The sequence below is a fragment of the Pseudomonas xantholysinigenes genome, assembly GCF_014268885.2.
Lineage (GTDB): Bacteria > Pseudomonadota > Gammaproteobacteria > Pseudomonadales > Pseudomonadaceae > Aquipseudomonas > Aquipseudomonas xantholysinigenes.
Genome location: NZ_CP077095.1, coordinates 1,089,941 through 1,114,490, shown reverse-complemented (window position 1 = coordinate 1,114,490; position 24,550 = coordinate 1,089,941). Strand labels below are relative to the sequence as shown.

Genomic DNA, 24,550 nt, shown 5'->3' with positions numbered 1-24,550 from the left:
ACCCGTTATCATCGCCACATAGCGTTCGATAATCGCCCCGTTCCGCTCCCGGCGAATTGCCTCACCCCCATCCCGCCCCGCACCATCGCCCACGCAACGTTGCACAAGCTCTCTACAGATGCCGACCCTGCGGCCCACACCCGCAGCGCACCGGCTCGCCCAATAAAAACAAGAGATCCACGACAGATGAGCACTTTGCAACCTGCACGCCAGCTGCTGCCGGGCCTGTTGGCCTTATCCTGCACCCTGCCCGCCGTCGCCGCCGAAGGCGGTTTCCTGCAAGACGCCAAGGCCAGCCTCAACCTGCGCAACTTCTACATCAACCGCAACTTCGTCGACCCGACCAACCCCCAGGGCAAGGCCGAGGAATGGACCCAGAGCTTCATCCTCGACGCCCGCTCCGGCTTCACCCAGGGCACCGTCGGCTTCGGCGTCGATGTGCTGGGGCTGTATTCGGTGAAGCTCGACGGCGGCAAGGGCACCGCCGGTACCCACCTGCTGCCGGTGCATGACGATGGCCGCCCCGCCGATGACTTCGGGCGCCTGGGCGTGGCGCTGAAATCGCGCCTGTCGCAAACCGAACTGAAAATCGGCGAATGGATGCCGGTGCTGCCGATCCTGCGCTCCGACGATGGCCGCTCGTTGCCGCAGACCTTCCGCGGTGGCCAGCTCACCTCGCGGGAGATCGACGGCCTGACCGTCTATGCCGGCCAGTTCCGCGGCAACAGCCCGCGCAATGACGCGAGCATGGAGGACATGTTCATGCAAGGTCGCGCCGGCATCACCTCCGACCGCTTCAACTTTGCCGGCGGCGAATACACCTTCAACGACAAGCGCACGATGGTCGGCCTGTGGGATGCCCGGCTCAAGGACATCTATCGCCAGCAATACCTGAACCTGGTGCACAGCCAAGCGCTGGGCGACTGGACCCTCGGCGCCAATCTCGGCTACTTCACCGGCAAGGAAGACGGCAGCGAACGTGCCGGCAAACTCGACAACCGCACGGCCTCGGCGCTGCTCTCGGCGCGCTACCAGGGCCACACCTTCTACATCGGCCTGCAGAAGGTCAGCGGCGACGATGCCTGGATGCGGGTCAACGGCACCAGCGGCGGCACCCTGGCCAACGACAGCTACAACGCCAGCTTCGACAATGCCAAGGAGCGCTCCTGGCAGCTGCGCCACGACTTCAACTTCGTCACCCTGGGCATTCCTGGGCTGACTATGATGAACCGCTATATCAAGGGTGACAACGTGCATACCAGCGCCGTCGACGATGGCAAGGAATGGGCGCGGGAAAGCGAACTGGCCTATGTGATCCAGGCCGGGGCATTCAAGGACCTGTCGCTGAAATGGCGCAACTCCACGATGCGCCGGGACTTCAGCAGCAATGCATTTGACGAGAACCGCCTGATCGTGAGCTATCCGCTGAATCTGCTGTGACCGATCCGGCCTCTTCGCGGGTAAACCCGCTCCCACAGGACTGTCACTGCTTTCGATTCAGTGCAGTATCTGTGGGAGCGGGTTTACCCGCGAAAGGGCCAGCAGCCCAGTTAAATTCCTAAATGACATATATAAATCAAATAACATTCTTTGACGTTATATACAGCAGACGCTAAAACCGAGCCCTGATCCCCGCACCAGAGCCCGAGCATGGACCTCCGCCAACTGCGCTACTTCATCGCCCTCACCGAATACCGCAGTTTCGTCCGTGCCGCCGAAGCCATGGGCATCACCCAGCCAGCGTTCAGTCGTGCCATCCAGGGCCTGGAACAGGCCTTTGGCTGCGCCCTGGTCGAGCGTGGCAACAAGGCCCTGCCCCCCACTCCCGAGGGCCAGGTGGTGCTGCAGCACGCCCGCCGCCTGGTCCAAGGTGCCGCCCAGCTGAACAACGAAGTACTGCAGATGACCAAGCTCGACGCCGGCGAGCTGCATTTCGGCAGTGGCCCGGCCCTGGCCGCGCGGCTGGTGCCCGAGGCCCTGCGCCAGTTCATCGAACGGCACCCAGGCATCCGCACGGCGCTGCTGGTGGACAATGCCGAACGCCTGGGCCAGGCCCTGCGCCGCGAACAGATCGAGTTCTTCGTCGACGACATCCGCCCCTTCGAGGCCGACCCGAACTTCCACACCGAAGCGCTCAACCCGCGTCCCGGTCTGTTTTTCTGCCGCCCCGGCCACCCGCTGCTGGCCAAGGACAGCCTGTCGACCAACGACCTGTTCGCCTACCCACTGGCCAGCGCCCTGCTCGCCCCGGGTGTGCGCAAGCGCCTGGCCAACCTTAGCGGGCGCAGCGACTTCACCCCGCACCTGCAGACCGAACACCTGGCCGTACTGCGCAGCGTGGTGCTGGCCAGCGACGCCATCGGCAGCGCCAGCGAGGAAGCAGTGGCCGACGACCTGGCCAGCGGTACCCTGGTGCGCCTGCACTGGCGCAACCTGCCGCCGGGGCTGGAGGTGCTGAGCGTGCGTTGCGGCGTGGTCAGCCGCAGCGGCTACCGCCTGCCTCCCGCCGCGCGGGCGATGATCGATACCCTGGTCAGCCTGGATGCTGCGCCAGCGCCCGCAAGCGAGGCACATCGACGATCTCCACCTCGCCATAGCCCAGGCGCACCACGCCGGACTGCTCGAGGTTCCTGAGAATCTGGTTGATGGTCTGGCGCGACAGCGACAGCATCAGCGCCAACTGCTCCTGAGAGAGCTGCAGACGCCACTGGGCGACATCGCGCTCGCCGTAGCCCTCGGCAATCTGCAACAGGCGATGGGCCAGTCGTGGCGCGGCGGCCAGCAGGCTCTGCTGCTCCAGGGCGACGAATAGCCAACGCAGCTTGTGGCTCATCAACAAGGCGAGCTCGCGCCAGCACGCCGGCTCACGCGCCAACCATTCGAGCAGCGGCGCCTGGGGAATCCACAGCAGGCGCGTCTGCCCTTCGGCGAAGGCGTCATGGGTGCGCGGCTGACCATCGAACAGGCTGATCTCGCCAAACCAATGCGGTGGTTCGACCAGCGTCAGCAACGCCTCCTTGCCCTCGCTGCTGACCGCGCCGACCCGCATCGCCCCCTCAAGTACCGCATACAGCCCACAGGGCGCATCGCCGCGCTGGAACAGGCACTGCCCCGGCGTCAGTTCGCGGGGGCGCCCCAAGGCCAGCAGGCTATCCTGAAAGGTAATGGGCAACTGGCGAAACCACTGGCCATGCAACAACTGGGTACGCGGATCGAGCATGGCGCCTCGCAAAGCGGACTCTGTCGGCCAGGCGACAGACGACGATGGATGAACAGGGGCATGCTGCGCTCACCCCTGATGGAGGAACAACAATGAAAAACCTCGTCGAGCACCTGAGTCAATACGCGGCCTACCACCGCGACCCACGCAACATCGCCACCCATTTCGTCGGCATTCCGCTGATCGTGCTGGCGGTGACCATCCTGCTGTCGCGCCCTGGCTGGGAGGTCGCCGGGCTGTGGCTGTCACCGGCCTTGCTGCTGGCGGTCTGGTCGGTGTGGTTCTACCTGCGCCTGGACTTGCGCTTCGGCCTGCTGATGGGGCTGCTGCTGGGCCTGTGCCTGTGGGCCGGGCAGGCACTGGCGGTGCAAGACACCGGATTATGGCTGAGCGCCGGGCTGGGCGCGTTCGTGGTGGGCTGGATCATCCAGTTCGTCGGGCACTGGTATGAGGGGCGCAAGCCGGCGTTCGTCGATGACCTCAGTGGCTTGATCATCGGGCCACTGTTCGTGGTGGCGGAGCTGGCGTTCATGTTGGGACTGTGCACCGACTTGAAGAAGGCCGTGGAGGCCAATGCCGGGCCAGTGGCGATCCGCCAGAAGAAAGCAGCGATCTAACCAGGAAAATGCTGGGGCCTTGTGTCGCGATGGGCTGCGCAGCAGCCCCGGCAATCCCTCAAGTCACCTGGGTACGCGACTCCACCCCCAGCTCATCCCACACCGACTCGGCCAGGTGGAAAGTGGCGTTGGCCGCTGGAATCCCGCAATAGATCGCGCTCTGCATGATCACTTCCTTGATCTCTTCGCGCGTCACGCCGTTATTGGCCGCCGCGCGCAGGTGCAGCTTGAGCTCGTCGTTACGGTTCATGCCAATCAGCATGGCGATGGTGATCAGGCTGCGGGTATGCCGCGGCAAGCCGGGGCGAGTCCAGATATCCCCCCAGGCATGGCGGGTGATCATCTCCTGGAATTCGCCGTTGAAGTCGTTGAGCTTCTCCAGGCTGCGGTCCACATGGGCATCGCCCAGCACCGCGCGGCGCACTTGCATGCCCGCCTCGTAGCGTTGTTTCTCGTCCACGGTGGACTCCTCAGCGGCTGCGCAGAAAATCGAGCACACGGCGGCTGAACGGCGCGCCGACCTCGACATTGGACAGGTGCGCGGCGGCGAACTCGATGTACTCGGCACCAAGGATACCCGCCTGCAGGAAACGGCCATGCGCCGGGGTAGTCACCGCGTCGGCGCTGCCGGCCACGATCAGGGTCGGGACCTGAATATGGTTGAGCTGGTCGCGCATATCGGCGTCGCGCACCGCCGCGCAGTTGGCCGCGTAGCCCTCGGGCGAGGTGTGCGCCAGCATCTGGCAGATGCGCTGGGCTGCAGCCGGCCGCGCCTCGGCGAAGGCCGGGGTGAACCAACGGGCGATGGACGCATCGCGCAGATCGAGCATGGCCTGACGACCGCCCTTGAGCACGGTGTCGATGCGGCTGTTCCACACCTCGTCGCTGGCGATCTTAGCCGCGGTGTTGCACAAGGTCAGGCTGAGCAGACGGCTGCCGGCGTTGATACCCAGCCACTGACCAACCAACCCGCCCATGGACAGGCCAACGAAATGGGCCTGCTCGATGTCCAACGCATCGAGCAGCGCCAGGACGTCGCCCCCCAATTGTTCGATGCTGTAAGGTCCCTCGGTGACCAGCGACTCGCCATGGCCACGGGTGTCGTGGCGCAATACCCGAAAGTGCTCGGTCCATATCGGCACTTGCTCATCCCACATACGCAGATCGGTCCCCAGCGAGTTGGACAGCACCAGCACCGGGGCATCGGCCGGGCCATCGAGTTGGTAATGCAGTACGCCATCGGCCAGTTGCACGTGCGCCACAGCGGTCTCCTTTCAGGCAGTGAAATGTTGGTGTTCGGCCACGGCGCGCGCCACCCAGACACGCGCCTGGCCGAGGTAATGGGCCGGGTCGAGCAGGCGGTCGAGCTCATCGGCCGTCAACTCGGCGCTGACTTGCGGCTCCTCGCCGAGCACCGCGCGCAGGTGACGGCGCTCGGCCACCGCGCGTTGGCAGCATTGCTCCAGCAGATGATGGGCACGCTCGCGCCCCAGACGCTGGGCGAGCACGATGCTCACGGCTTCGGCCAGAACCAGCCCTTGGGTCAGGTCGAGGTTGTCGCGCATGCGCGTGGCATCCACCGTCATGCCCTCGGCGATCACCTGGGCCTGGCGCAGCGCGCCAGAGACCAGGCAACAGATCTGCGGCAGGGTTTCCCATTCGGCATGCCACAGGCCAAGGCTGCGCTCATGCTCCTGGGGCATGGCGACCAGCAGGGTCGAAACCAGGCCCGGTACGCGCGTCGCGGCGCTGATCAGCACCGCCGCGCCGACCGGGTTGCGTTTGTGCGGCATGGTCGAGGAGCCGCCCTTGCCCGGCGCGGCCGGCTCGAACAGCTCAGCCGCCTCGGTCTGCATCAGCAGGCTGACATCGCGGCCGAACTTGCCCAGGCTGCCGGCGACCAGGCCCAACACCATGGCAAATTCCACCAAGCGATCGCGCTGGGTATGCCAGGGCTGCTCGGGCAAGTGCAGGCGCAATTGTTCGGCCAGGGCCTCGGCCACCGGCAATGCCTTGCTGCCCAGCGCCGCCAGGCTGCCCGAGGCGCCACCGAACTGCAGCACCAGAAGGCGCGGACGCAGTTCCTTGAGGCGCTGGCGATGACGGGTCAGGGCGCCAAGCACGCTCGCCAACTTCATCCCCAGGGTCACTGGCGTGGCATGTTGCAGCCAGGTGCGTCCCACCATCGGTGTGTCGGCATGCTGCAATGCCTGCCGCGCCAGGGTATCAGCCAACTTGGCGAGGTCGCTGTCGAGCAGCGCCAGGGCCTCGCGCAGTTGCAGCACCAGCCCGGTGTCCATCGCGTCCTGACTGGTCGCGCCCAGGTGCACGTAGCGCTCAGCCTCGGGCACGCCGCTGGCGACCACCTTGCCCAGTGCCTTGACCAGCGGAATCGCCGAATTGCCGGCCACGGCGATGGCATCGGCCAAGGCCCGCGCATCGTAGCGCTCGGCCTTGCAGGCCGCCTCGATGGCCATTACCGCCGTGTGCGGCACCAGCCCGACACCAGCCTCGGCACGGGCCAGGGCTGCCTCGAAATCGAGCATGCCCTGCAGCCGCCCACGATCGGAGAACACCTCGCCCATGGCCGGGGCGGTGAAATAGGCATCGAACAGTTGGTGGCTCATGCAACGTCCTTAATGGTCATGGTGCAGATACGCCGCCTGCTTGGGCAGGCGCAGGCTGAACAGGAAGGCCACGGCCATCATGGCCGTCACGTACCAGTAGAAGGTGTTCTCCATCCCCAGGGTTTTCAAGCCCAGGGCCACGTACTCGGCCGAGCCACCGAACACCGCGTTGGCCACCGCATAGGCCAGCCCGACACCCAGCGCGCGTACCTGCGGCGGGAACATCTCGGCCTTCACCAGGCCGCTGATCGAGGTGTAGAAGCTGACGATGCACAAGGCCAGGCTGACCAGCACGAAGGCCAGGAACGGGCTGGTCACGGTCTTCAGCGCCATCAGCAGCGGCACGGTGAAGAGCGTGCCCAAGGCACCGAACAGCAGCATCGAGTTACGCCGGCCGATGCGGTCGGAGAGCATGCCGAACACCGGCTGCAGGACCATGAACAGGAACAGCGCGCCGGTCATCACGAAACTGGCGCTCTTGGCGTTCATCCCCGCGGTGTTGACCAGATACTTCTGCATGTAGGTGGTGAAGGTGTAGAAAATCAGCGAACCACCGGCGGTATAGCCCAGCACCGTGACAAAGGCTGCGGCGTGGTTGCGGAACAGCCCACGGATGGTACCGGCGTCCTTGTCCTGACGGGTCTCGGCGCTGCTGGTCTCTTTCAGCGAGCGACGCAGCATCAGCGAGATCAACGCGGCGATGGCACCGACCACGAACGGAATGCGCCAGCCGTATGCGCGCAGTTCGTCCTCGCTGAGCAGTTGCTGCAGGATCACCACCACCAGCACCGCCAGCAACTGGCCGCCGATCAGGGTCACGTACTGGAACGAGGCGAAGAACCCGCGCTGGCCGCGCAGCGCCACTTCACTCATGTAGGTGGCGGTGGTGCCGTATTCGCCGCCTACCGACAGCCCCTGGATCAACCGCGCCAGCAACAGCAGGGCTGGCGCCCAGGCGCCGATGCTGGCGTAGGTGGGCAGGCAGGCAATGATCAGCGAACCGCCGCACATCATCAGCACCGAGATCATCAGCGAGTTCTTGCGCCCGTGGCGGTCGGCCAGGCGGCCGAAGACCCAGCCGCCGATGGGCCGCATCAGAAAACCGGCGGCGAACACGCCGGCAGTATTGAGCAACTGTACCGTCGGGTCGTCGGAAGGGAAGAATGCCGGGGCGAAATAGATGGCGCAGAAGGCATAGACATAGAAGTCGAACCATTCCACCAGATTGCCCGACGAGGCGCCGACGATGGCGAAGATGCGCTTGCTGCGTTCTTCGCCGGTGTAATAGCTGGAAGTCATGGTGTTTTTACTCCTGGGAGGTCACTGCAAAGTCTAGACATACCCAGTAACAATCTTGTTCCGCCACAGCATTGACCATTCGCCTTGTGTCTTACAGGTCCGGCCTCTTCGCGGGTAAACCCGCTCCCACAGGGGTTGCGTGGTTCCCTGTGGGAGCGGGTTTACCCGCGAAGAGGCCGGCACCAATCAGACCCGCTCGATGGCCAACGCCAGGCCCTGACCGACGCCCACACACATGGTCGCCAGCCCTTTGCGCCCGCCGCTTTTCTCCAGCTGGTGCAACGCCGTCAGCACCAGCCGCGCGCCGCTCATGCCCAGCGGATGGCCGAGGGCGATCGCACCACCATTGGGGTTCACTTGCGGCGCATCGTCCGCCACGCCCAGCTCGCGCAGCACCGCCAGGCCCTGGCTGGCAAACGCCTCGTTGAGTTCGATGACATCGAAATCGTTCACCGCCACGCCCAGGCGCTCGGTCAGCTTGCGCACCGCCGGCACCGGGCCGATGCCCATCACCCGCGGCGCAACGCCGGCGCTGGCCATGCCCAGCACCCGGGCACGTGGGGTCAGGCCATGTTTCTTCACCGCCTCGGCCGAGGCCAGGATCAGCGCGGCGGCGCCATCGTTGACGCCCGAGGCGTTGCCTGCGGTGACCGTCTTGTCCGGGCCGTTGACGGGCTTGAGCCTGCTCAAAGCCTCCAGCGTGGTATCCGCACGCAGGTGTTCATCCTGCTCGACCAGGGTCTCGCCTTTCTTGTGGGTAATACGCACCGGCACGATCTCCTCGGCAAAATAGCCGGCGGCCTGGGCGGCAGCGGCCTTCTGCTGGCTGCGCAGGGCGAAGGCGTCCTGATCGGCGCGCGACACCTGGTAGTCATCGGCGACGTTGTCGGCGGTCTCAGGCATCGCGTCCACGCCGTACTGGGCTTTCATCAAGGGGTTGATGAAGCGCCAGCCAATGGTGGTGTCCTCCAGCTTCATGTTGCGCGCGTAACCGCTTTCGGCCTTGCCCATGACGAACGGCGCGCGGGACATCGACTCGACGCCGCCGGCAATGGCCAGTTCCATCTCGCCACTGGCAATGGCACGGAAGGCGGTGCCGATGGCGTCCATGCCCGAGGCGCACAAACGGTTTAGGGTCACGCCGGGAACGCTCTGCGGCAGGCCGGCCAGCAACAGCGCCATGCGCGCCACGTTGCGGTTGTCCTCGCCGGCCTGGTTGGCGCAGCCAAGGAACACTTCATCGAGCTGGTCCCAACGCACGCTTGGGTTGCGCTCGATCAGCGCCTTCAGCGGCACCGCCGCCAGGTCGTCGGCACGCACCCCGGCCAGGGCGCCGCCAAAGCGGCCAATGGGTGTACGCACGGCGTCACAGATGAATACGTCGCGCATCAGGCTTCTCCTGCGGTCTGGCCATGGGCGGCGGCGGTGCGCGCCTCGAGGTCGCGCAAGGCGCAAAGTTCGGCATCGCTCGGCGCGGCGGTCTGCTGCACGTTGTCGGCGAAGCGGATCGCCCAACCAGTGGCGGCGACGATCTGCTCACGGGTCACGCCTGGGTGGATCGAGGTGACCACGAACTCGTGGGTGCCCTCCTCCGGCGCCATGATGCACAGGTCGGTGATGATGCCGACCGGCCCCTCGCCGGGCAGGCCCAGACGTTTGCGCGAGTCGCCACCTTCGCCATGGCCGACCGAGGTGATGAAGTCGAGCTTGTCAACGAAGGCGCGCGGCGACTGCTTGAGGATGATCAGCACCTGCTTGGCGGAACCGGCGATCTCCGGCGCGCCGCCAGCACCCGGCAGGCGGGTCTTGGGCGCATGGTAGTCGCCGACCACGGTGGTATTGATATTGCCGAAGCGGTCGACCTGGGCCGCGCCGAGGAAACCGACATCGATACGCCCCCCCTGCAGCCAGTAGCGGAAGATCTCGCCGGTCGGCACCACGGTATCGGCGGTCTCGGCCAGCTCGCCGTCGCCGATCGACAGTGGCAACACGCTGGGCTTGGCGCCGATCGGGCCGGATTCGTAGATCAGCACCACATCCGGCGAAGAGGTCAGCCGCGCCAGGTTGGCGGCCTTGGACGGCAGGCCGATGCCGACGAAGCACACAGCGCCGTTGCGCAGGCGCCGGGCGGCGGCGACGGTCATCATTTCGGCGGTGGAATAGTTCATTGCGCGGCCTCCGCGGTGCTGGCCAGCTTGGCCTGGAATTCGGTGAAGTCCCGGGTGCCACGGATATAGCTGTCGATCCAGGCGCAGAACGACTCGCGGTCGCGGGCAATCGGGTCCCAGGCCTGGTAGAAGCGGTTGTCGCGCTCGTAGTAGCCATGGGCGTAGGACGGGTGGGCGCCACCGGGCACCAGGCACACCGCGCTGAGCGCCCAGGTCGGCAACACGCAGGCATTCATCGGCGCGTTCAGGTCATCGACGATCTCCTCGACGGTGACAATGCAGCGCTTGGCCGCCAGGGCCGCTTCCTTCTGCACGCCGAGGATGCCCCACAGCAGCACGTTGCCCTTGCGGTCGGCCTTTTGCGCGTGAATCACGGTAACGTCCGGGCGCACCGAGGGCACGGCGGCGAGCACCTCGCCGGTGAACGGACAGGTGACGCTCTTGATCAGCGGGTTGACCTTCGGCAGGTCGGATCCGGCGTAGGCGCGCAGCACGGCGAACGGCAGGCCGGAAGCGCCGGCGACATAGGCATTGGCCAGGTCGGCATGGCTGTGTTCTTCGATCTCGATAGCGTGCGGCCACTGTTTTTCCACCGCGTCGCGCAGGCGGTGCAGCGAACCGACACCCGGGTTGCCGCCCCAGGAAAAGATCAGCTTGCGCGCGCAGCCGGCGCCGATCAGCTGGTCGTAGATCAGGTCCGGAGTCATGCGCACCAAGGTCAGGTCGCGCTTGCCTTGGCGGATGATCTCGTGGCCGGCGGCGGTGGGGATCAAGTGGGTGAAGCCCTCGAGGGCGACGCTGTCGCCATCGTGGACGAACTGCTTCACAGCCTCGTGAAGCGAGAGGATTGCTGCCATTGGAGACTCCTGGTCAGGTCGAGTCGAGTCAGTGAGCAGCGGGCCTTCGCGTCGCTGCGATGGACCCAGATTACGGCGACTGTTGGGGTGGCAACAATCCGATAATCGCACTTTCGTGCGATTATCGAACCATTTGTTACTCTGCTATTTAACGCGTCCCTATCACCTCAGGTCGCATCGGCGTGGCTCACCAAACCCTTTACCACCACGCCGATGGTGGCCAGCGCCGCCGGCACCAGCAGTGCGGTCAATACCTGCTCGAAGGTCCACCCCAGACCCAACAGTGTCGCCCCGCTCCAGGCGCCGAGAATCGCGCCAAAACGCCCGATGCCAAGCATCCACGACACCCCGGTCGCCCGTCCCTGGGTCGGATAGAACCGCGCCGCCAGCGACGGCATCGCCGATTGCGCGCCGTTCACACACATGCCCGCAACCAGCACCAGGGTCGCCAACAGGGTGATGTTGCCCAGGCTCTGCCCCACCGCGTAGGCAAACACGCCGGCCAGCAGGTAGAAGATGCCGATCACCTTGTGTGGATTGAAACGGTCCATCGCCCAGCCCACCGCCACCGCGCTGAGCACGCCGCCAAACTGGAACAGTGCGCCGATGAACGCCGCCTGCTCCATGCTCGCGCCACTGTCGCGCATCAGCGTCGGCAGCCAGCTGGTCAGCAGATAGACGATCACCAGGCCCATGAAATAGGTCAGCCACAGCAGCACAGTGCCCAGGCCGTAGGTGCCGGAGAAGATCACCGCGAACACGTTGCGCGCCGCCACCGCCTTCTGCTCTGGCACGCTGAAGCTGGCAGCCTGGGCCACCAGTGCCGGCGCGATGGGCGCCAGGGTCTTGCGCACCTTGTCGCTGCCCCGGTTGCGCACCACCAGGAAACGCGCCGACTCCGGCAGCCAGACCAGCAACACCAACGCCAGCAGCAGCGGCAGCACGCCGCCAAGTACCAGCAGGCTATGCCAGCCATAAGCCGGGATCAGCTTGGCGGACATGAACCCGCCACCGGCCATGCCGAGGTTGAAACCGCAGAACATGCTGGTCACCAGCAGCGACTTGAGCCGTTCGGGGGTGTATTCGGAAAGCAGCGTGGTGGCGTTGGGCATGCCGGCGCCCAAGCCGAGCCCGGTGAGAAAGCGCAGCACCAGCAGTTGCTCGACGTTACTCGCATAGGCCGAGGCCAGGCTGAACCCGCCGAACACCAATACCGCCCCCACCAGCACGCCTTTGCGCCCAAAGCGGTCGGCGAGGGGACCGGAGCCCAGCGCGCCGAACACCATGCCGATCAACGCGGCGCTCATCACCGGACCCAGGCTGGCACGGTCGATGCCCCACTCCTGGGACAACGCCGGGGCGATGAACCCCATGGCGGCGGTATCCAGGCCATCGAGGAAGACAATCAAGAAGCACAGGATCACTACCCGCCATTGGTAACGTGACAAGGGTTGGGCATTGATGAAGGACTGGACGTCGAGGCAGTGGCCGACGGCGGATTGCGGTTTGTTCATTATTGTTATCCGAAAGGTAGGCGCAGGCACGCTACTGCGCATCAGCGATGCACAGCAACAGGAGACAACGGATAGCGCGGCGAAGAATTAGCCGGAGTGCAACTGCGACAGCGAAGGGAGCGTATTCATCAAGGTGCCCTCGGGCTTGTTGTTCTTGTCCGGTCGGCGCAGCCGACGCGTGCGACAGACATTAATCAGCAAGCCGGGGTGGTGCAATTCGTTGCAGGCAACACTGTGCGTTTATCGAACAGGATCGCTGTTATTGCACTGGCCTTGCTGGAGAACCAGGCACCGCTTTCGTCGGTGTTCGCCAGCAAGGCCAGATCCTACCGGCATTTTCAGCCGAACAACTGATGGCACAGGTCACGGCTGGCCGCCAACAGGATCGGCAGGAAGCGCTGCTCCAGCTCGCCACGACTGACCCGCCCCACATGGGTGCTGACATTCAACGCCGCCAGCACCTGCCCCGAGGCATCGTAGATCGGCACGGCAATCGAACGCAGGCCCTGCTCCAGCTCCTGATCCACCACGCACCAGCCTTGTTCCCGCACCTGCTGGATACAGGCCAGCAGCGACTGCGCATCATGCAGGGTACGGCTGGTCCGCGCCTTGAGGTCGGCCCGATCCAGGTACTCGTGCAGGCTGGCGTCATCCAGCGCCGCCAACAGAATGCGCCCCATCGAGGTGCAATAGGCCGGCAATCGCCCGCCGACCGACAGGTCGACCGAGATCAGCCGTTCGACCGTGGCTGAGCGCGCTATATAAAGGATGTCGTCCCCTTCCAGGGTCGCCATGTTGGCCGCTTCGTGCAGTTGGTCGCTGATCCGGTCCAGGTAAGGTTGGGCCGACACCGCCAGCGGCGTGGAAGAGAGGTAGGCATGGCCCAGGGTCAGCACCTTGGGCAATAGCGAATAGGTGCGCCCGTCAGTGGTGGCATAACCAAGCTTCATCAGGGTGTGCAGGCAACGGCGCACCGCCGCGCGGGGAATTTCCGTACGGTGGCTGATCTGGGCGATGGTCAGGTGGCGCTTGCGTTCCTGGAATGCCTGAATTACCGCCAGGCCACGGGCCAGGGACGTCATGAAATCCGGGTCACCGGTGAACGCCTGGATCCGCTTGGCCGCCGAGGCCACGATCGGCGGAGCCAGAGCCGAGGCGTTGCTGCGCGCAGGCTCGTTCGCCACGGGGCCGTTGGTTTCTTCGCTCATGGGGCTTGCCTCAAGAAAACGGTAGCTCGTGCGATTATCGAACGAACGGCCGATAATCGCAATTGACCGCTGACACTTTTGCTTATACCTTTCCCCTGCCACATGTGGCTTCTTTGGAGAGACTGGTCAGGTACCCACCGCAGAAGTCCCAGGCAACGGCCTCGCCCACCCGCGAGGCCGTTTTCATTTCCGGCCGCCAATGGCGAACTTGCCGCCTCATGCGTTTGAACTTTCGCCGCGCTGTAATGACATATTCACGGTTGGCCATTCACAACTTCTGTCAGCGCCAGGTAAAGAACCATAGCCTTCGAGTTATCGATTGCTATAATCGACGTCGCAGGTTGTGCATTTGACAGACGGATCCAACCTGCAGACTTTCGTTGCTGCCACCTCGCTTGCCCCTACACCAGACGTGGCAGGCCTGGTAGCGAACCCCGGCACTCCTGCAAGTTGCCCTCGACGCCAGCACCGGCGTGTTCATGCAACGATATATTCGCACTGGCGCGATACCCGCACATTGATTGTGTATGCCCTGCCCGTGCCACACTTCAACCTATTCAGGTATCAACTGTGACGAAAGAAGAACTGCGCGCGGAACTCGAGCGCCAGGCTGAACGTTACAAGGATGTTTACGGTGGTGAAGTCACCACTTATGCCGCACAACCGGAGCCGGAACGCAAACCTTGGCGCAAACGCGCCAGCATCCTCGACCAGGCGTTCGCCCAGGAACTGGAGAAGATGGAAAAAGACTTGCGCCAGGACGAGCACTGAGCGCGAACGATCTCATCGCGCCATCAGCCGACGGCTCATGGCGCGAGACATCTCGTGCGAAATCGCCTTGGGTGAAATGGAATTACACAAATTTCATACAATCGTTTGAATGATCAGCATCTTTTCAGCTTTACTACATTTCCTTGATTTTCAAGGAAATTAACCGATTTTACGGCTTGGATTTCAGCTCCTTGCCTACGCTCGCGCGGAACAACGGACGGATGCACGGCAGCCATCGGTCTGCGGCAGGTGCATCGATTGCCATGGTTTTCTGGCATAATCCGCCCCCCCTAAGACCGCCAGACAACCTTCATGATCGATTTATTCAGCGGACTGGATGCCTGGGTCGTCGTGAGCCTGATGCTCGCTTTGACCTTCGTGCTCGCATTCGAGTTCATCAATGGCTTTCATGACACCGCCAATGCGGTAGCCACCGTCATCTATACCAAAGCCATGCCGCCACACCTGGCCGTGTTCTTCTCCGGGGTGTTCAACTTCCTCGGGGTTTTGCTCGGCGGTGTCGGGGTGGCCTATGCCATCGTCCACCTGCTGCCGGTGGAACTGCTGATCAATGTGAACACCGGCCACGGCCTGGCCATGGTCTTCTCGTTGCTGGCCGCGGCCATCACCTGGAACCTGGGCACCTGGTACTTCGGCATCCCGGCCTCCAGCTCGCACACCCTGATCGGCTCGATCCTCGGTGTGGGCCTGGCCAATGCCCTGCTCAGCGACATTCCCCTCGGCGATGGCGTCAACTGGCAGAAGGCGATCGACATCGCCCTGTCGCTGGTGGTCTCGCCCATGGCCGGCTTCGCCGTTGCCGCGCTGGTGCTGATCGGCCTGAAATGGTGGCGCCCGCTGTCGAAGATGCACAAGACCCCGGACCAGCGCCGCAAGCTCGACGACAAGAAGCACCCGCCGTTCTGGAACCGCCTGGTCCTGGTGATCTCGGCCATGGGCGTAAGCTTCGTGCACGGCTCCAACGATGGCCAGAAAGGCATCGGCCTGATCATGCTGGTGCTGATCGGTATTGTTCCGGCCAAGTTCGTCCTCGATCTGAACAGCACTACCTACCAGATCGAACGCACCCGCGACGCCACCCTGCACATGAGCCAGTTCTACCAGCGCAACGCCGCTACCCTGGGTGAGTTCCTGGCGCTGGGCAAGGCCAAGGCGACCGATCTGCCGGAGCAGTTCAGCTGCAACCCGCAGCAGACCGAGCCGACCATCGCTGCCCTGCAGTCCTCCCTCGCCGGCGTGACCGACTACCGCGACCTGAGCGCCGACAAGCGCGTGGAAGTGCGTCGTTACCTGCTGTGCCTGGACGACACGGCGAAGAAAGTTGGCAAGCTGCCAGGCCTGGAAGCCCGTGAAAAGGCCGACCTGGAAAAACTGCGCAAGGACCTGACCGCCACCACCGAGTACGCCCCGTTCTGGGTGATCGTCGCCGTCGCCCTGGCTTTGGGCCTGGGCACCATGGTTGGCTGGAAGCGCGTGGTGTTGACCGTCGGCGAGAAGATCGGCAAGCAGGGCATGACCTATGCCCAGGGCATGTCGGCACAGATCACCGCTGCCTGCGCCATCGGCATGGCCAACATCTTCAGCCTGCCGGTATCCACCACCCATGTCTTGTCGTCGGGCGTGGCCGGTACCATGGTCGCCAACAAGAGCGGCCTGCAAGGCGGTACCGTGAAGACCATCCTGCTGGCCTGGGTATTGACCCTGCCGGCGTCGATGGGCCTGGCGGCCGGCCTGTTCTGGCTGGCGTCCAAGGCCATTGGCTGAGTGATACCGCTGTAGAAAAAGGCGCCTTCGGGCGCCTTTTTTCGTTCAGCTACACTGGCGCCTGGCGCGCCTGCGCGGATTCCTCAATCTGGCTCGGCCCCTGTGGGAGCGGGCTTGCCCGCGAACACCGGCGCAGCCGGTGCCAACCACCGTGTCGCCTGGTTCGCCAGCAAGGCTGGCTCCTACAGGAAACACGCATGGATACGGCCTAGCGCTTCTTGCCCCCCAACAACGACCCCATCAAGCCGCGCACCAACTGCCGGCCCAACTGGTTGGCCGCCTGGCGCACCGCCGACTTGATCGCCTGCCCTGCCGCACTCTGCAGGAACTCGCCAGCCTTGTCGGCAAAACTGTCCTCCTCAGCCTTGGGCTGCGGTGCCGGCTCCACCGGTTCGCCTTTGCGCTGGGTCAGCAACTCATAGGCCGACTCGCGATCGATCGGTTTGTCATAACGCCCGGCCAGCGGCGACGAAGCGATCAACGCGCTGCGCTCGGCCGCGCTCAACGGCCCGATGCGCGACTGCGGTGGCGCGATAAGCACCCGCTGGACCATGGCTGGCGTGCCCTTTTCCTCCAGGGTCCCAACCAGTGCCTCGCCAATGCCCAGCTCAGTGAGCACCGCCAGGCTGTCGAACGCCGGGTTCGGCCGGAAGCCATCGGCCACCGCACGCAGGGATTTCTGCTCCTTGGCCGTGAATGCGCGCAAGCCATGCTGAATACGCAGGCCCAGCTGGGCCAGCACCGCGTCCGGCAGGTCGCCTGGCGACTGGGTGACGAAGTACACCCCCACGCCCTTGGAGCGGATCAAGCGCACGACCTGCTCCAAACGGTCCTGCAACGCCTTGGGCGTACCGTTGAACAGCAGGTGCGCTTCGTCGAAGAACAACGCCAGCACCGGCTTGTCGGCGTCCCCGCGCTCAGGCAATTGCTCGAACAGCTCGGCCAGCAACCACAGCAGGAAGGTCGCGTAGGCCTTGGGCGCATCATGCACCAGGCGGCTGGCGTCGAGCAGGTGGATACGCCCGCGGCCATCGCCATCCAGGCGCAGCAGGTCTTCCAGTTGCAGGGCAGGCTCACCGAACAGCGCCTCGGCGCCTTGTTGCTCCAGGGTCGCCAGGCGCCGCAGCAAGGCCTGGGTCGACGCGCTGGTCATCAGCGCACTGTCCTCGCCGAGCAGCTGCGGGTTGTCCTTCAGGTGAGCGAGCAAGGCCTTGAGGTCTTTCAGGTCGAGCAACAACAGGCCTTCGCGATCGGCCACCTTGAAGGCGGCGTACAAGGCCGCCTGCTGGCTGTCGGTCAGTTCCAGCAGGTTGCCCAGCAACAAGGGGCCCATCTCGCTCATTGTGGTACGCAGTGGATGCCCCGTTTGCCCGGCGATATCCCACAAGCTGACCGGATATGCCTGGGGCCGGTGGTTCAGCCAGGGCATGCCGGCGATGCGTTCGGCCACCTTGCCCTGCGGCGCGCCGGCCGCGCCCAGGCCACACAGATCACCCTTGACGTCGGCGGCGAACACCGCGACCCCGGCATCGCTGAACAGCTCGGCCAGGTGCTGCAAGGTGACGGTCTTGCCGGTGCCGGTGGCCCCCGCCACCAGGCCATGGCGGTTGGCCAGGCGCATGGCCTGGGATACCGGCTGGCCGTCAGGGCCTGCTCCTACAACCATTTGCGAAGAATCTGACATCTTCATCATTCCCCTGCTCAAGTTCTGTCACATATGTGCCGATATTTCGAAATGATTCTCCCCAGAAAGACAGTAACAACCCCGACAAGGACCCCGGGAAATGTTGCACTGTTTTCCAGCCGTGCTTTGTGCGAACGACCCGATAACAAAACCTTAGCGGACGCCTCACGTCATGAACAAAAGCCTTCGTTTCAGCCACAAGATTCTCATGGCGGCATCACTGATCGTGATCCTCGCCTTCAGCCTGTTCACCTTGTACAACGACTATCTCCAGCGTAACGCCATTCGCGAGGATCTGGAGAACTACCTGGGCGAGATGGGCGACTCCACCTCCACCAACATCCGCAACCTGTTCGAAGGGCGCATCAAACTGGTCGAGAACGTCGCCCAGAACCTGGCCCAGTTCCCGCAGAACACCGGCACCCTGCTGGGTCAGAACGCCCTGACCTCGAGCTTCCTGACCATCTACCTGGGCCAGCCCGACGGTACCTTCACCGTGCGCCCGGACACCAAGATGCCCGACGGCTACGACCCGCGCGTACGCCCCTGGTACAAGGACGGCCTGAACGCCAGCGGCCCGATCCTCACCGAACCGTACATCGACATGGCCACCAACAAGATGGTCATCTCGATCATCAGCACCGCCTCGCGCTCGGTCGGCGTGGTCGGCGGCGACCTGGCCCTCGACGGCCTGGTGGACATCATCAACTCACTGAGCTTCGGCGGCATGGGCTATGCCTTCCTGGTCAACGACCAAGGCAAGATCCTGGTGCACCCGGACAAGAACCTGGTGATGAAGTCGCTGTCGGACCTGTTCCCGCAGAACACCCCGAAACTGTCCCGTGAGCTGACCGAAGTCGAGCAGGGTGGCCAGACCCGCCTGCTGACCTTCACCCCGGTCAAGGGCCTGCCTTCGGCGAACTGGTACATCGGCCTGTCGGTGGACAAGGACAAAGCCTTCTCGATGCTCAGCACCTTCCGCACCTCGGCGGTGATCGCCACCCTGGTGGCGGTGGTGATCATCATCGCCCTGCTCGGCCTGCTGATTCGCGTGCTGATGCAGCCGCTGCACACCATGACCCGCGCCATGGCCAACATCGCCGAGGGCGAAGGCGACCTGACCCGCCGCCTGGAGATCCACAACCACGACGAGTTCGGCATCCTCGGCACTGCCTTCAACCGCTTCGTCGAGCGCATCCATGGCTCGATCCGCGAAGTGTCGTCGGCCACCGAGCAGGTCAATGAAGTGGCCCTGCGGGTGATCAGCGCCTCCAACTCGTCGATGGCCAACTCCGACGAGCAGTCCAACCGCACCAACAGCGTCGCCGCCGCCATCAACCAGCTCGGCGCCGCCGCCCAGGAAATCGCCGGCAACGCCGCCCAGGCCTCGCAGCACGCCAGCTCCGCACGCCTGCTGGCCGAGGAAGGCCAGCAGGTGGTGCAGCGCAACATCGATGCGATGAACCGCCTGTCGGACCTGATCGTCACCTCCAGCGAGCATATCGAGACGCTGAACAACAAGACCGTCAACATCGGTCAGATCCTCGAAGTGATCACCAGCATCTCCCAGCAGACCAACCTGCTGGCGCTCAACGCCGCCATCGAGGCCGCCCGCGCCGGCGAGGCCGGGCGTGGTTTCGCCGTGGTCGCCGACGAAGTGCGCAACCTGGCCCACCGCACCCAGGAGTCGGCGCAGCAGGTGCAGACCATGATCGAAGAGCTGCAGGTCGGTGCCCGCGAATCCGTCGACACCATGGGCCAGAGCCAGCGCCACAGCCAGGACAGCATGGACATCGCCAACCAGGCCGGCGAACGCCTGGGCAGCGTGACCCAGCGCATCGGCGAGATCGACGGCATGAACCAGTCGGTGGCCACCGCCACCGAAGAGCAAACGGCCGTGGTCGACTCGATCAACATGGACATCAACGAGATCAACATGCTCAACCAGGAAGGCGTCGAGAACCTGCAGGCCACTCTGCGCGCCTGCTCGGACCTCGAGCAACAGGCCGGCCGCCTGAAGCATCTGGTCGGCAGCTTCCGCATCTGACCTTGCCCCCCATCGTCCCGTAGGCTGCTGCTTTGCCGGCGCCTACGGGACGCCTCGACACGCGATCGAACAAACTATCCTTCAACAAGGTCAACCTTTAGGCGCGTCATCGCCAGATGACACACCCGAGGACGATCCCGGAGGGATGCTGATCGTGCACATCGCCGACATCACCATGTTCTACGCCCCGGCCAGCGGCGGCGTACGGACCTATCTTGATGCCAAACACCGCCGCCTCGACGCCATGCCCGGCGTACGCCACAGCCTATTGATTCCCGGCGCCAGCGCCGACAACGCCGATGGTGTGTACCAGGTTCCCGCCCCACCCCTGCCCTTCGGCAACGGCTATCGCTTTCCGCTGCGCCTGGCGCCCTGGTGTGACGCGTTGCGCAGCCTGCAGCCCGACTTGATCGAGGTCGGCGACCCCTACCTCACCGCCTGGGCCGCCCTCGAGGCCCGGCGCCAGCTTGATGTGCCGGTGATCGGCTTCTATCACTCCGACCTGCCCTTGCTGGTAAGCAACCGCATGGGCAACTGGTTCACCCCCAACGTCGAAGCCTATGTCAGCAAGCTGTACGGCAACTTCGACCGGGTCCTGGCGCCCAGCCAGGTGATGGCCGACAAGCTGCGCAGGCTTGGCGTCAACGATGTGCACGTGCAGCGCCTGGGGGTCGACCTGGCGCTGTTTCACCCCCAGCGCCGCGACCCCGGGCTGCGTGCCGAACTAGGTATCGCCGATACCAGCCGCCTGCTGGTATTCGCCGGGCGCGGCTCGCGGGAAAAGAACCTGCCGGTGCTGCTCGACTGCATGCGCACCCTGGGTGCCCACTACCACCTGTTGCTGGTGGGCTCGAACATGCCCGCCAACGTGCCAGCCAATGTCAGCGTGATCGACCATTTCTGCCCCGCGCACGAGGTCGCCCGGCTGCTGGCCAGCGCCGACCTGCTGGTGCATGCCGGCGACCAGGAGACCTTCGGCCTGGTCATCCTCGAGGCCATGGCCAGCGCCACCCCGGTGGTCGCCGTGCGCGCCGGGGCATTCAGCGAAATCGTCAACGAGCAGTGCGGGCGCCTGTGCCCGGCCAACGATGCTCCGGCCATGGCCAACGCCGTGCGCGAGGTGTTCGAGGCCGGCGCACGGACGCTGGGCACCCAGGCCCGCCGCCACGCCGAGCGCCATTACAGCTGGGACGCGGTGGTCAACGGCCTGCTGCATCACTATCAAGCCGTGCTGGGCCCGCAACCCCAAGTGCGTGCCCATGGCTGAGCATCCAGGCAACGCGCGCAGCCTGATGCTGGTGCTGCACGACGTCGCGCCGGAAACCTGGCCGGACTACCAGCCGTTCGTCCAGGCCATCGATGAACTCGGCAGCGTGCCCATGACCTGGCTGGTGGTGCCAGACTTTCACCAGCGCAACCCACTGGCCCGCTCGCCAACCTTCTGTCACTTGCTCGAACGACGTTTGGCTCGCGGCGACGAACTGGCCCTGCACGGTTACTACCACGCCGACGACGGCCCACCACCACGCGGGCTGGGCGAGTACTTCATGCGCCGCTGCTATACCCACGAAGGAGAGTTCTACGCTCTGGACCAGGCCCAGGCCCTGCAGCGGCTGGAGGCGGGGTTGGCAGTATTCGGCCGGCAAGGCTGGCCGGTCGCCGGCTTCGTCGCACCGGCCTGGCTGATGAGCGAAGGCACACGCCAGGCCTTGCGCCAGCTCCCCCTGCGCTACACCAGCACGCCGCAGCACCTGTATCGCCTGCCGGACTTCACCGCCTACAGCGCCCCCGGCCTGGTGTGGAGCGCCCGCAGCGGCTGGCGTCGCGGCCTGTCCAAGATGGTCAGCGACTGGCAATGCCGGCGTTGGCGCGATGCGCCCACCCTGCGCCTGGGCCTGCACCCGGTGGACATGCGTCATGCAAGCTCGCGCAACTACTGGCTGAACACGCTACGCCGATTGCTGAGCGAAGGCCGCGAACCGTTGACCAAATCCACCTGGCTGGCGCGCCAGGCCAGCCCATGAACCGACTGGGCTGGCTCGGCCTGGCAGTGCTGCTGGCGTTGCTGGTCCCGGCCTTGCTGGGCGGCCAAGCACTGCTCCCTCGCCTGCAAACGTTCTCCCCTGGGCTGATGGCCTTGCTTCTGGGGCTGATCCTGCTGTGCTGGATCATCAACGCCACCCGCCTGCGCTTGCTCCTGGGTGAACAGGGCGCACAGGTGGGGCGGCTGCGCAGCCTCGGGGTGATCATGGCCACCGAGTTCGCCATCTGCACCACTCCCGGCGGCAGCGGCGGCCCACTGACGCTGATGACCTTGCTGGCCCGTGAGCGCATCGCCCCCTCGCGCAGTGGCGCGGTGTTCGCCATGGACCAGTTGAACGACCTGGTGTTCTTCTTCTGCGCCCTGCTGGTGATCGCCGGCTACGCCCTGTTCCACAGCCTTGGCCATAGCCAGCAGCACATGCTGCTGGGCAGCGCCCTGCTACTGTGCGCGGCCTTGGCCGGCATTGTCCTGCTTTGGCGTTATCGGCGCGCGCTGATACGCGGCAATGGCTGCCTGTTGCGCCGCCTGGGCATGGCCCCGGCGAGGCAACGACGCTGGGCACGCAAGCTACTGAGCTTCATGCGCGCCCTGGCCGACACCTGGCGCCTGCCCAAGCGCACCCTGGCGCTGGTGTTCACCCTCACCTGCGCGCACTGGAGCCTGCGCTACAGCGTGCTGTACCTGGTATTGAAGGGGCTGGGCGTAGAACTGGCGTGGGTACCGAGTTTTCTGGTGCAGATGCTCGCGCTCAGCGCCGGGCAGTTCAGCCTGCTGCCTGGAGGCGCCGGGGCGGCCGAGCTGACCTCGGCGACCTTGCTGGCACCGCTGGTGGGGAGTTCGACGGCGGCCGCGGCAATCCTGATTTGGCGCGCGGTTACCTACTACTTCTATCTGCTCGCCGGTGGGCCGGTATTCCTCTACCTGCTGGCGCGTCCGCTGTTGCTGCGGCGCCGTCGCCAGGCGGGTTGAGCGTGGCCCAGAGCTCGGCGGCACCGGGGAACTCGGTGCCGTCCTCAGCGCTCAGGGCCGCAGGGTCGAAGCGCGCCAGGCAGCCTTCACCCAGGGTGGGCGGCAGTGAAGCCGCGGCCTTGTCTCCAGGATCTACCATGGCGGTCGCGCGCCTTAGTTGAACACCACGGTCTTGTTGCCGTGCACCAGCACGCGGTCTTCCAGGTGGTAGCGCAGGCCACGGGCCAGGACCATCTTCTCCACATCGCGGCCGAAGCGGACCATGTCCTCGATGCTGTCGGCATGGCTGACCCGCACCACGTCCTGTTCGATGATCGGGCCGGCGTCCAGCTCCTCGGTGACGTAGTGGCAGGTCGCGCCGATCAGCTTCACGCCACGCAGGGCCGCCTGGTGATATGGCTTGGCACCGACGAACGATGGCAAGAAGCTGTGGTGGATGTTGATGACCTTCTCGGCGTAAGCCTGGCACAGCTGTGGCGGCAGGATTTGCATGTAGCGGGCCAGCACCACGGCGTCGGCAGCATACTCGTCGACCAGGCGCGAGACTTCGGCGAAGGCGGGCTGCTTGTCCTTCGGGTCCACCGGCACATGGTGGAACGGAATGCCGTGCCACTCGACCATGCTGCGCAGGTCGTTGTGGTTGGAGATCACGCAGGGAATCTCGCAATCCAGTTCGTTGGTGTGCCAACGGTGCAGCAGGTCGGCCAGGCAGTGCGACTCGCGGCTGGCCATCAACACCACACGCTTCTTCTGCGCCGAATCGGTGATCCGCCAGGTCATCGAGAATTCTTCGGCAATCGGCGCAAAGGCCTCGCGAAATGCCTCGATACCGAATGGCAGGGACTCGGCGCGGATCTCATGGCGCATGAAGAACCAGCCACTCTGTTCGTCGGAGTGGTGGCTGGCCTCGGTGATCCAGCCATTGTAGAGGGCCAGGAAATTACTGACCTTGGCCACGATACCGACGCGGTCGGGGCAGGCAATCACCAATCGAAAGGTGCGCATGAGGGAAACTCCAGAACTTCGCAAAGGCGCACATTCTAGCGACCTGCCAGGAAAAACGCAGTAATGATCTACCCCTGTCCACGCAACCGGCCCACCGAGCAAAAGCGCACAACGCATTTCCCTGCCCCTTACAGGGGAATAGCCATTACCCCGGCCACTAGGTGAATTTTTCTTAACCTTCGCCCTGAAAAATACGCTGACTGCTATTAATTGGTGCATGCCTTTTAATTGTTTACTTGGGAGTATCGCCTGTCTATTATTGGCCGCACTGTATCTCTGTTAACGCATTAAGGAACTCTCCATGTCCCTGATCAACGAATACCGCGCCACCGAAGAAGCGATCAAAGAACTTCAGGCCCGCCTGGCCAACCTGTCGCAAGACGACAAGCTGAAGAAAGAACTGGAATTCGAAGGCAAGCTGCGCACCCTGATGGGCGAGTATTCCAAGTCGCTGCGCGACGTCATTGCCCTGCTCGACCCGGAAAGCAAACTGAGCAAGGCCCCACGTGGCGCCGTCAAGACCACCGCCACCAAACGCGCGCGTAAGGTCAAGCAATACAAGAACCCGCACAATGGCGAGGTTATTGAAACCAAGGGTGGCAACCACAAGACCCTGAAAGAATGGAAAGCCAAGTGGGGCGGCGACGTCGTCGAAAGCTGGGCTACCCTGCTGGACTGATCCACGCCATCGCGCGTGGTCAGCACAATGAAAACGCCGGCATTTGCCGGCGTTTT

The 24,550-nt window shown here is 64.5% G+C and carries 23 protein-coding genes and 1 pseudogene; 12 read left to right on the top strand and 12 right to left on the bottom strand.

Translation table 11 applies throughout. The features are described 5' to 3' along the window. The first annotated feature begins 186 nt into the window (after window positions 1–186). Entirely contained in the window at window positions 187–1,440 is a 1,254-nt protein-coding gene (locus HU772_RS05130) for an OprD family porin (RefSeq protein WP_186659297.1), read from the top strand. Window positions 1,441–1,650: 210 nt separating this feature from the next. Next, a complete protein-coding gene (locus HU772_RS05125) occupies window positions 1,651–2,634 on the top strand; it encodes a LysR family transcriptional regulator (RefSeq protein ID WP_186659299.1) in 984 nt (327 codons plus the stop codon). Here HU772_RS05125 and HU772_RS05120 read toward each other — a convergent pair. Further along, window positions 2,534–3,220, bottom strand: a complete 687-nt coding sequence (locus HU772_RS05120) for a Crp/Fnr family transcriptional regulator (protein WP_186659301.1) — start codon at window positions 3,218–3,220, stop codon at window positions 2,534–2,536. The genes HU772_RS05125 and HU772_RS05120 overlap by 101 nt on opposite strands. A gap of 92 nt (window positions 3,221–3,312) precedes the next feature. Here HU772_RS05120 and HU772_RS05115 point away from each other — a divergent pair, with 92 nt between their 5' ends. Then, window positions 3,313–3,837, top strand: a complete 525-nt coding sequence (locus tag HU772_RS05115) for an Mpo1 family 2-hydroxy fatty acid dioxygenase (RefSeq protein WP_186659303.1) — start codon at window positions 3,313–3,315, stop codon at window positions 3,835–3,837. A 58-nt stretch (window positions 3,838–3,895) separates the two neighbouring features. Here HU772_RS05115 and pcaC read toward each other — a convergent pair whose 3' ends face one another. From pcaC to pcaK, 8 genes are all read right to left on the bottom strand, one after another. Further along, window positions 3,896–4,297 carry a 4-carboxymuconolactone decarboxylase gene (pcaC, locus tag HU772_RS05110; RefSeq protein ID WP_186659304.1) on the bottom strand — a complete coding sequence of 134 codons (402 nt, stop codon included), beginning with the start codon at window positions 4,295–4,297 and terminating at the stop codon, window positions 3,896–3,898. A gap of 10 nt (window positions 4,298–4,307) precedes the next feature. Next, entirely contained in the window at window positions 4,308–5,099 is a 792-nt protein-coding gene (pcaD, locus tag HU772_RS05105; protein WP_186659306.1) for a 3-oxoadipate enol-lactonase, read from the bottom strand. Window positions 5,100–5,111: 12 nt separating this feature from the next. Further along, window positions 5,112–6,464, bottom strand: coding sequence for a 3-carboxy-cis,cis-muconate cycloisomerase (locus HU772_RS05100; RefSeq protein ID WP_186659308.1), 1,353 nt, complete (start codon window positions 6,462–6,464; stop codon window positions 5,112–5,114). Between the two features lie 9 nt (window positions 6,465–6,473). Further along, on the bottom strand, window positions 6,474–7,763 hold the full coding sequence (locus HU772_RS05095; RefSeq protein WP_186659309.1) for an MFS family transporter: 1,290 nt from the start codon (window positions 7,761–7,763) through the stop codon (window positions 6,474–6,476). 186 nt (window positions 7,764–7,949) lie between these two features. Beyond that, on the bottom strand, window positions 7,950–9,155 hold the full coding sequence (pcaF, locus tag HU772_RS05090) for a 3-oxoadipyl-CoA thiolase (protein ID WP_186659389.1): 1,206 nt from the start codon (window positions 9,153–9,155) through the stop codon (window positions 7,950–7,952). Further along, window positions 9,152–9,931 carry a CoA-transferase subunit beta gene (locus tag HU772_RS05085; protein WP_186659311.1) on the bottom strand — a complete coding sequence of 260 codons (780 nt, stop codon included), beginning with the start codon at window positions 9,929–9,931 and terminating at the stop codon, window positions 9,152–9,154. The genes pcaF and HU772_RS05085 overlap by 4 nt, the downstream gene beginning before the upstream one ends. Further along, window positions 9,928–10,788: a CoA transferase subunit A gene (locus tag HU772_RS05080; RefSeq protein WP_186659313.1), complete on the bottom strand. Its 861-nt coding sequence runs from the start codon at window positions 10,786–10,788 to the stop codon at window positions 9,928–9,930. The genes HU772_RS05085 and HU772_RS05080 overlap by 4 nt, the downstream gene beginning before the upstream one ends. Window positions 10,789–10,955: 167 nt before the next feature. Beyond that, complete coding sequence (pcaK, locus tag HU772_RS05075; RefSeq protein ID WP_186659315.1) at window positions 10,956–12,302, bottom strand: 4-hydroxybenzoate transporter PcaK; 1,347 nt, start codon at window positions 12,300–12,302, stop codon at window positions 10,956–10,958. 96 nt (window positions 12,303–12,398) lie between these two features. On the opposite strand from pcaK, the gene HU772_RS05070 reads away from it, so the two are divergent. Continuing rightward, window positions 12,399–12,656 carry a hypothetical protein gene (locus HU772_RS05070; RefSeq protein ID WP_186659317.1) on the top strand — a complete coding sequence of 86 codons (258 nt, stop codon included), beginning with the start codon at window positions 12,399–12,401 and terminating at the stop codon, window positions 12,654–12,656. On the opposite strand, the gene pcaR is transcribed toward HU772_RS05070, so the two are convergent. Continuing rightward, complete coding sequence (gene pcaR, locus HU772_RS05065) at window positions 12,641–13,510, bottom strand: pca regulon transcriptional regulator PcaR (RefSeq protein WP_186659319.1); 870 nt, start codon at window positions 13,508–13,510, stop codon at window positions 12,641–12,643. The genes HU772_RS05070 and pcaR overlap by 16 nt on opposite strands. A gap of 570 nt (window positions 13,511–14,080) precedes the next feature. Here pcaR and HU772_RS05060 point away from each other — a divergent pair. Both HU772_RS05060 and HU772_RS05055 read left to right on the top strand, forming a co-directional pair. Beyond that, entirely contained in the window at window positions 14,081–14,281 is a 201-nt protein-coding gene (locus HU772_RS05060; RefSeq protein WP_186659321.1) for a hypothetical protein, read from the top strand. A 312-nt stretch (window positions 14,282–14,593) separates the two neighbouring features. After that, complete coding sequence (locus HU772_RS05055) at window positions 14,594–16,066, top strand: inorganic phosphate transporter (protein WP_186659322.1); 1,473 nt, start codon at window positions 14,594–14,596, stop codon at window positions 16,064–16,066. A 208-nt stretch (window positions 16,067–16,274) separates the two neighbouring features. Here HU772_RS05055 and HU772_RS05050 read toward each other — a convergent pair whose 3' ends face one another. Beyond that, window positions 16,275–17,750, bottom strand: a complete 1,476-nt coding sequence (locus tag HU772_RS05050) for a helicase HerA-like domain-containing protein (protein ID WP_186659323.1) — start codon at window positions 17,748–17,750, stop codon at window positions 16,275–16,277. A gap of 172 nt (window positions 17,751–17,922) precedes the next feature. Here HU772_RS05050 and HU772_RS25190 point away from each other — a divergent pair. The 5 genes and pseudogenes from HU772_RS25190 to gpgF form a co-directional block, all read left to right on the top strand. Then, window positions 17,923–18,891 (top strand): annotated as a pseudogene (locus HU772_RS25190) (HAMP domain-containing protein); the annotation flags it as partial. Window positions 18,892–19,032: 141 nt separating this feature from the next. Further along, a complete protein-coding gene (locus HU772_RS25185; RefSeq protein WP_371041571.1) occupies window positions 19,033–19,797 on the top strand; it encodes a methyl-accepting chemotaxis protein in 765 nt (254 codons plus the stop codon). 145 nt (window positions 19,798–19,942) lie between these two features. After that, entirely contained in the window at window positions 19,943–21,064 is a 1,122-nt protein-coding gene (gene gpgS / locus HU772_RS05040) for an N-acetylglucosaminyl phosphatidylglycerol synthase (protein WP_186659326.1), read from the top strand. Continuing rightward, window positions 21,057–21,821: an N-acetylglucosaminyl phosphatidylglycerol deacetylase gene (gene gpgD, locus HU772_RS05035; RefSeq protein WP_186659327.1), complete on the top strand. Its 765-nt coding sequence runs from the start codon at window positions 21,057–21,059 to the stop codon at window positions 21,819–21,821. Before gpgS ends, gpgD begins: the two co-directional genes overlap by 8 nt. Continuing rightward, a complete protein-coding gene (gene gpgF / locus HU772_RS05030; protein ID WP_186659329.1) occupies window positions 21,818–22,810 on the top strand; it encodes a glucosaminyl phosphatidylglycerol flippase in 993 nt (330 codons plus the stop codon). Before gpgD ends, gpgF begins: the two co-directional genes overlap by 4 nt. Before the next feature lie 153 nt (window positions 22,811–22,963). Here gpgF and purU read toward each other — a convergent pair whose 3' ends face one another. Further along, entirely contained in the window at window positions 22,964–23,815 is an 852-nt protein-coding gene (purU, locus tag HU772_RS05025) for a formyltetrahydrofolate deformylase (RefSeq protein ID WP_186659331.1), read from the bottom strand. A gap of 301 nt (window positions 23,816–24,116) precedes the next feature. On the opposite strand from purU, the gene mvaT reads away from it, so the two are divergent. After that, a complete protein-coding gene (gene mvaT, locus HU772_RS05020) occupies window positions 24,117–24,494 on the top strand; it encodes a histone-like nucleoid-structuring protein MvaT (protein ID WP_186659333.1) in 378 nt (125 codons plus the stop codon). Window positions 24,495–24,550: the final 56 nt, after the last annotated feature.

What these genes read in the sequence shown, in the direction of transcription:
- HU772_RS05130 (WP_186659297.1), top strand. Translation starts at nt 187, where the DNA reads ATGAGCACTTTGCAACCTGCACGCCAGCTGCTGCCGGGCCTGTTGGCC.
- HU772_RS05125 (WP_186659299.1), top strand. Translation starts at nt 1,651, where the DNA reads ATGGACCTCCGCCAACTGCGCTACTTCATCGCCCTCACCGAATACCGC.
- HU772_RS05120 (WP_186659301.1), bottom strand. Translation starts at nt 3,220, where the DNA reads ATGCTCGATCCGCGTACCCAGTTGTTGCATGGCCAGTGGTTTCGCCAG.
- HU772_RS05115 (WP_186659303.1), top strand. Translation starts at nt 3,313, where the DNA reads ATGAAAAACCTCGTCGAGCACCTGAGTCAATACGCGGCCTACCACCGC.
- HU772_RS05100 (WP_186659308.1), bottom strand. Translation starts at nt 6,464, where the DNA reads ATGAGCCACCAACTGTTCGATGCCTATTTCACCGCCCCGGCCATGGGC.
- HU772_RS05095 (WP_186659309.1), bottom strand. Translation starts at nt 7,763, where the DNA reads ATGACTTCCAGCTATTACACCGGCGAAGAACGCAGCAAGCGCATCTTC.
- HU772_RS05085 (WP_186659311.1), bottom strand. Translation starts at nt 9,931, where the DNA reads ATGAACTATTCCACCGCCGAAATGATGACCGTCGCCGCCGCCCGGCGC.
- HU772_RS05080 (WP_186659313.1), bottom strand. Translation starts at nt 10,788, where the DNA reads ATGGCAGCAATCCTCTCGCTTCACGAGGCTGTGAAGCAGTTCGTCCAC.
- pcaK (WP_186659315.1), bottom strand. Translation starts at nt 12,302, where the DNA reads ATGAACAAACCGCAATCCGCCGTCGGCCACTGCCTCGACGTCCAGTCC.
- pcaR (WP_186659319.1), bottom strand. Translation starts at nt 13,510, where the DNA reads ATGAGCGAAGAAACCAACGGCCCCGTGGCGAACGAGCCTGCGCGCAGC.
- HU772_RS05055 (WP_186659322.1), top strand. Translation starts at nt 14,594, where the DNA reads ATGATCGATTTATTCAGCGGACTGGATGCCTGGGTCGTCGTGAGCCTG.
- HU772_RS05050 (WP_186659323.1), bottom strand. Translation starts at nt 17,750, where the DNA reads ATGTCAGATTCTTCGCAAATGGTTGTAGGAGCAGGCCCTGACGGCCAG.
- HU772_RS25185 (WP_371041571.1), top strand. Translation starts at nt 19,033, where the DNA reads ATGGCCAACTCCGACGAGCAGTCCAACCGCACCAACAGCGTCGCCGCC.
- gpgS (WP_186659326.1), top strand. Translation starts at nt 19,943, where the DNA reads ATGCTGATCGTGCACATCGCCGACATCACCATGTTCTACGCCCCGGCC.
- gpgD (WP_186659327.1), top strand. Translation starts at nt 21,057, where the DNA reads ATGGCTGAGCATCCAGGCAACGCGCGCAGCCTGATGCTGGTGCTGCAC.
- gpgF (WP_186659329.1), top strand. Translation starts at nt 21,818, where the DNA reads ATGAACCGACTGGGCTGGCTCGGCCTGGCAGTGCTGCTGGCGTTGCTG.
- purU (WP_186659331.1), bottom strand. Translation starts at nt 23,815, where the DNA reads ATGCGCACCTTTCGATTGGTGATTGCCTGCCCCGACCGCGTCGGTATC.
- mvaT (WP_186659333.1), top strand. Translation starts at nt 24,117, where the DNA reads ATGTCCCTGATCAACGAATACCGCGCCACCGAAGAAGCGATCAAAGAA.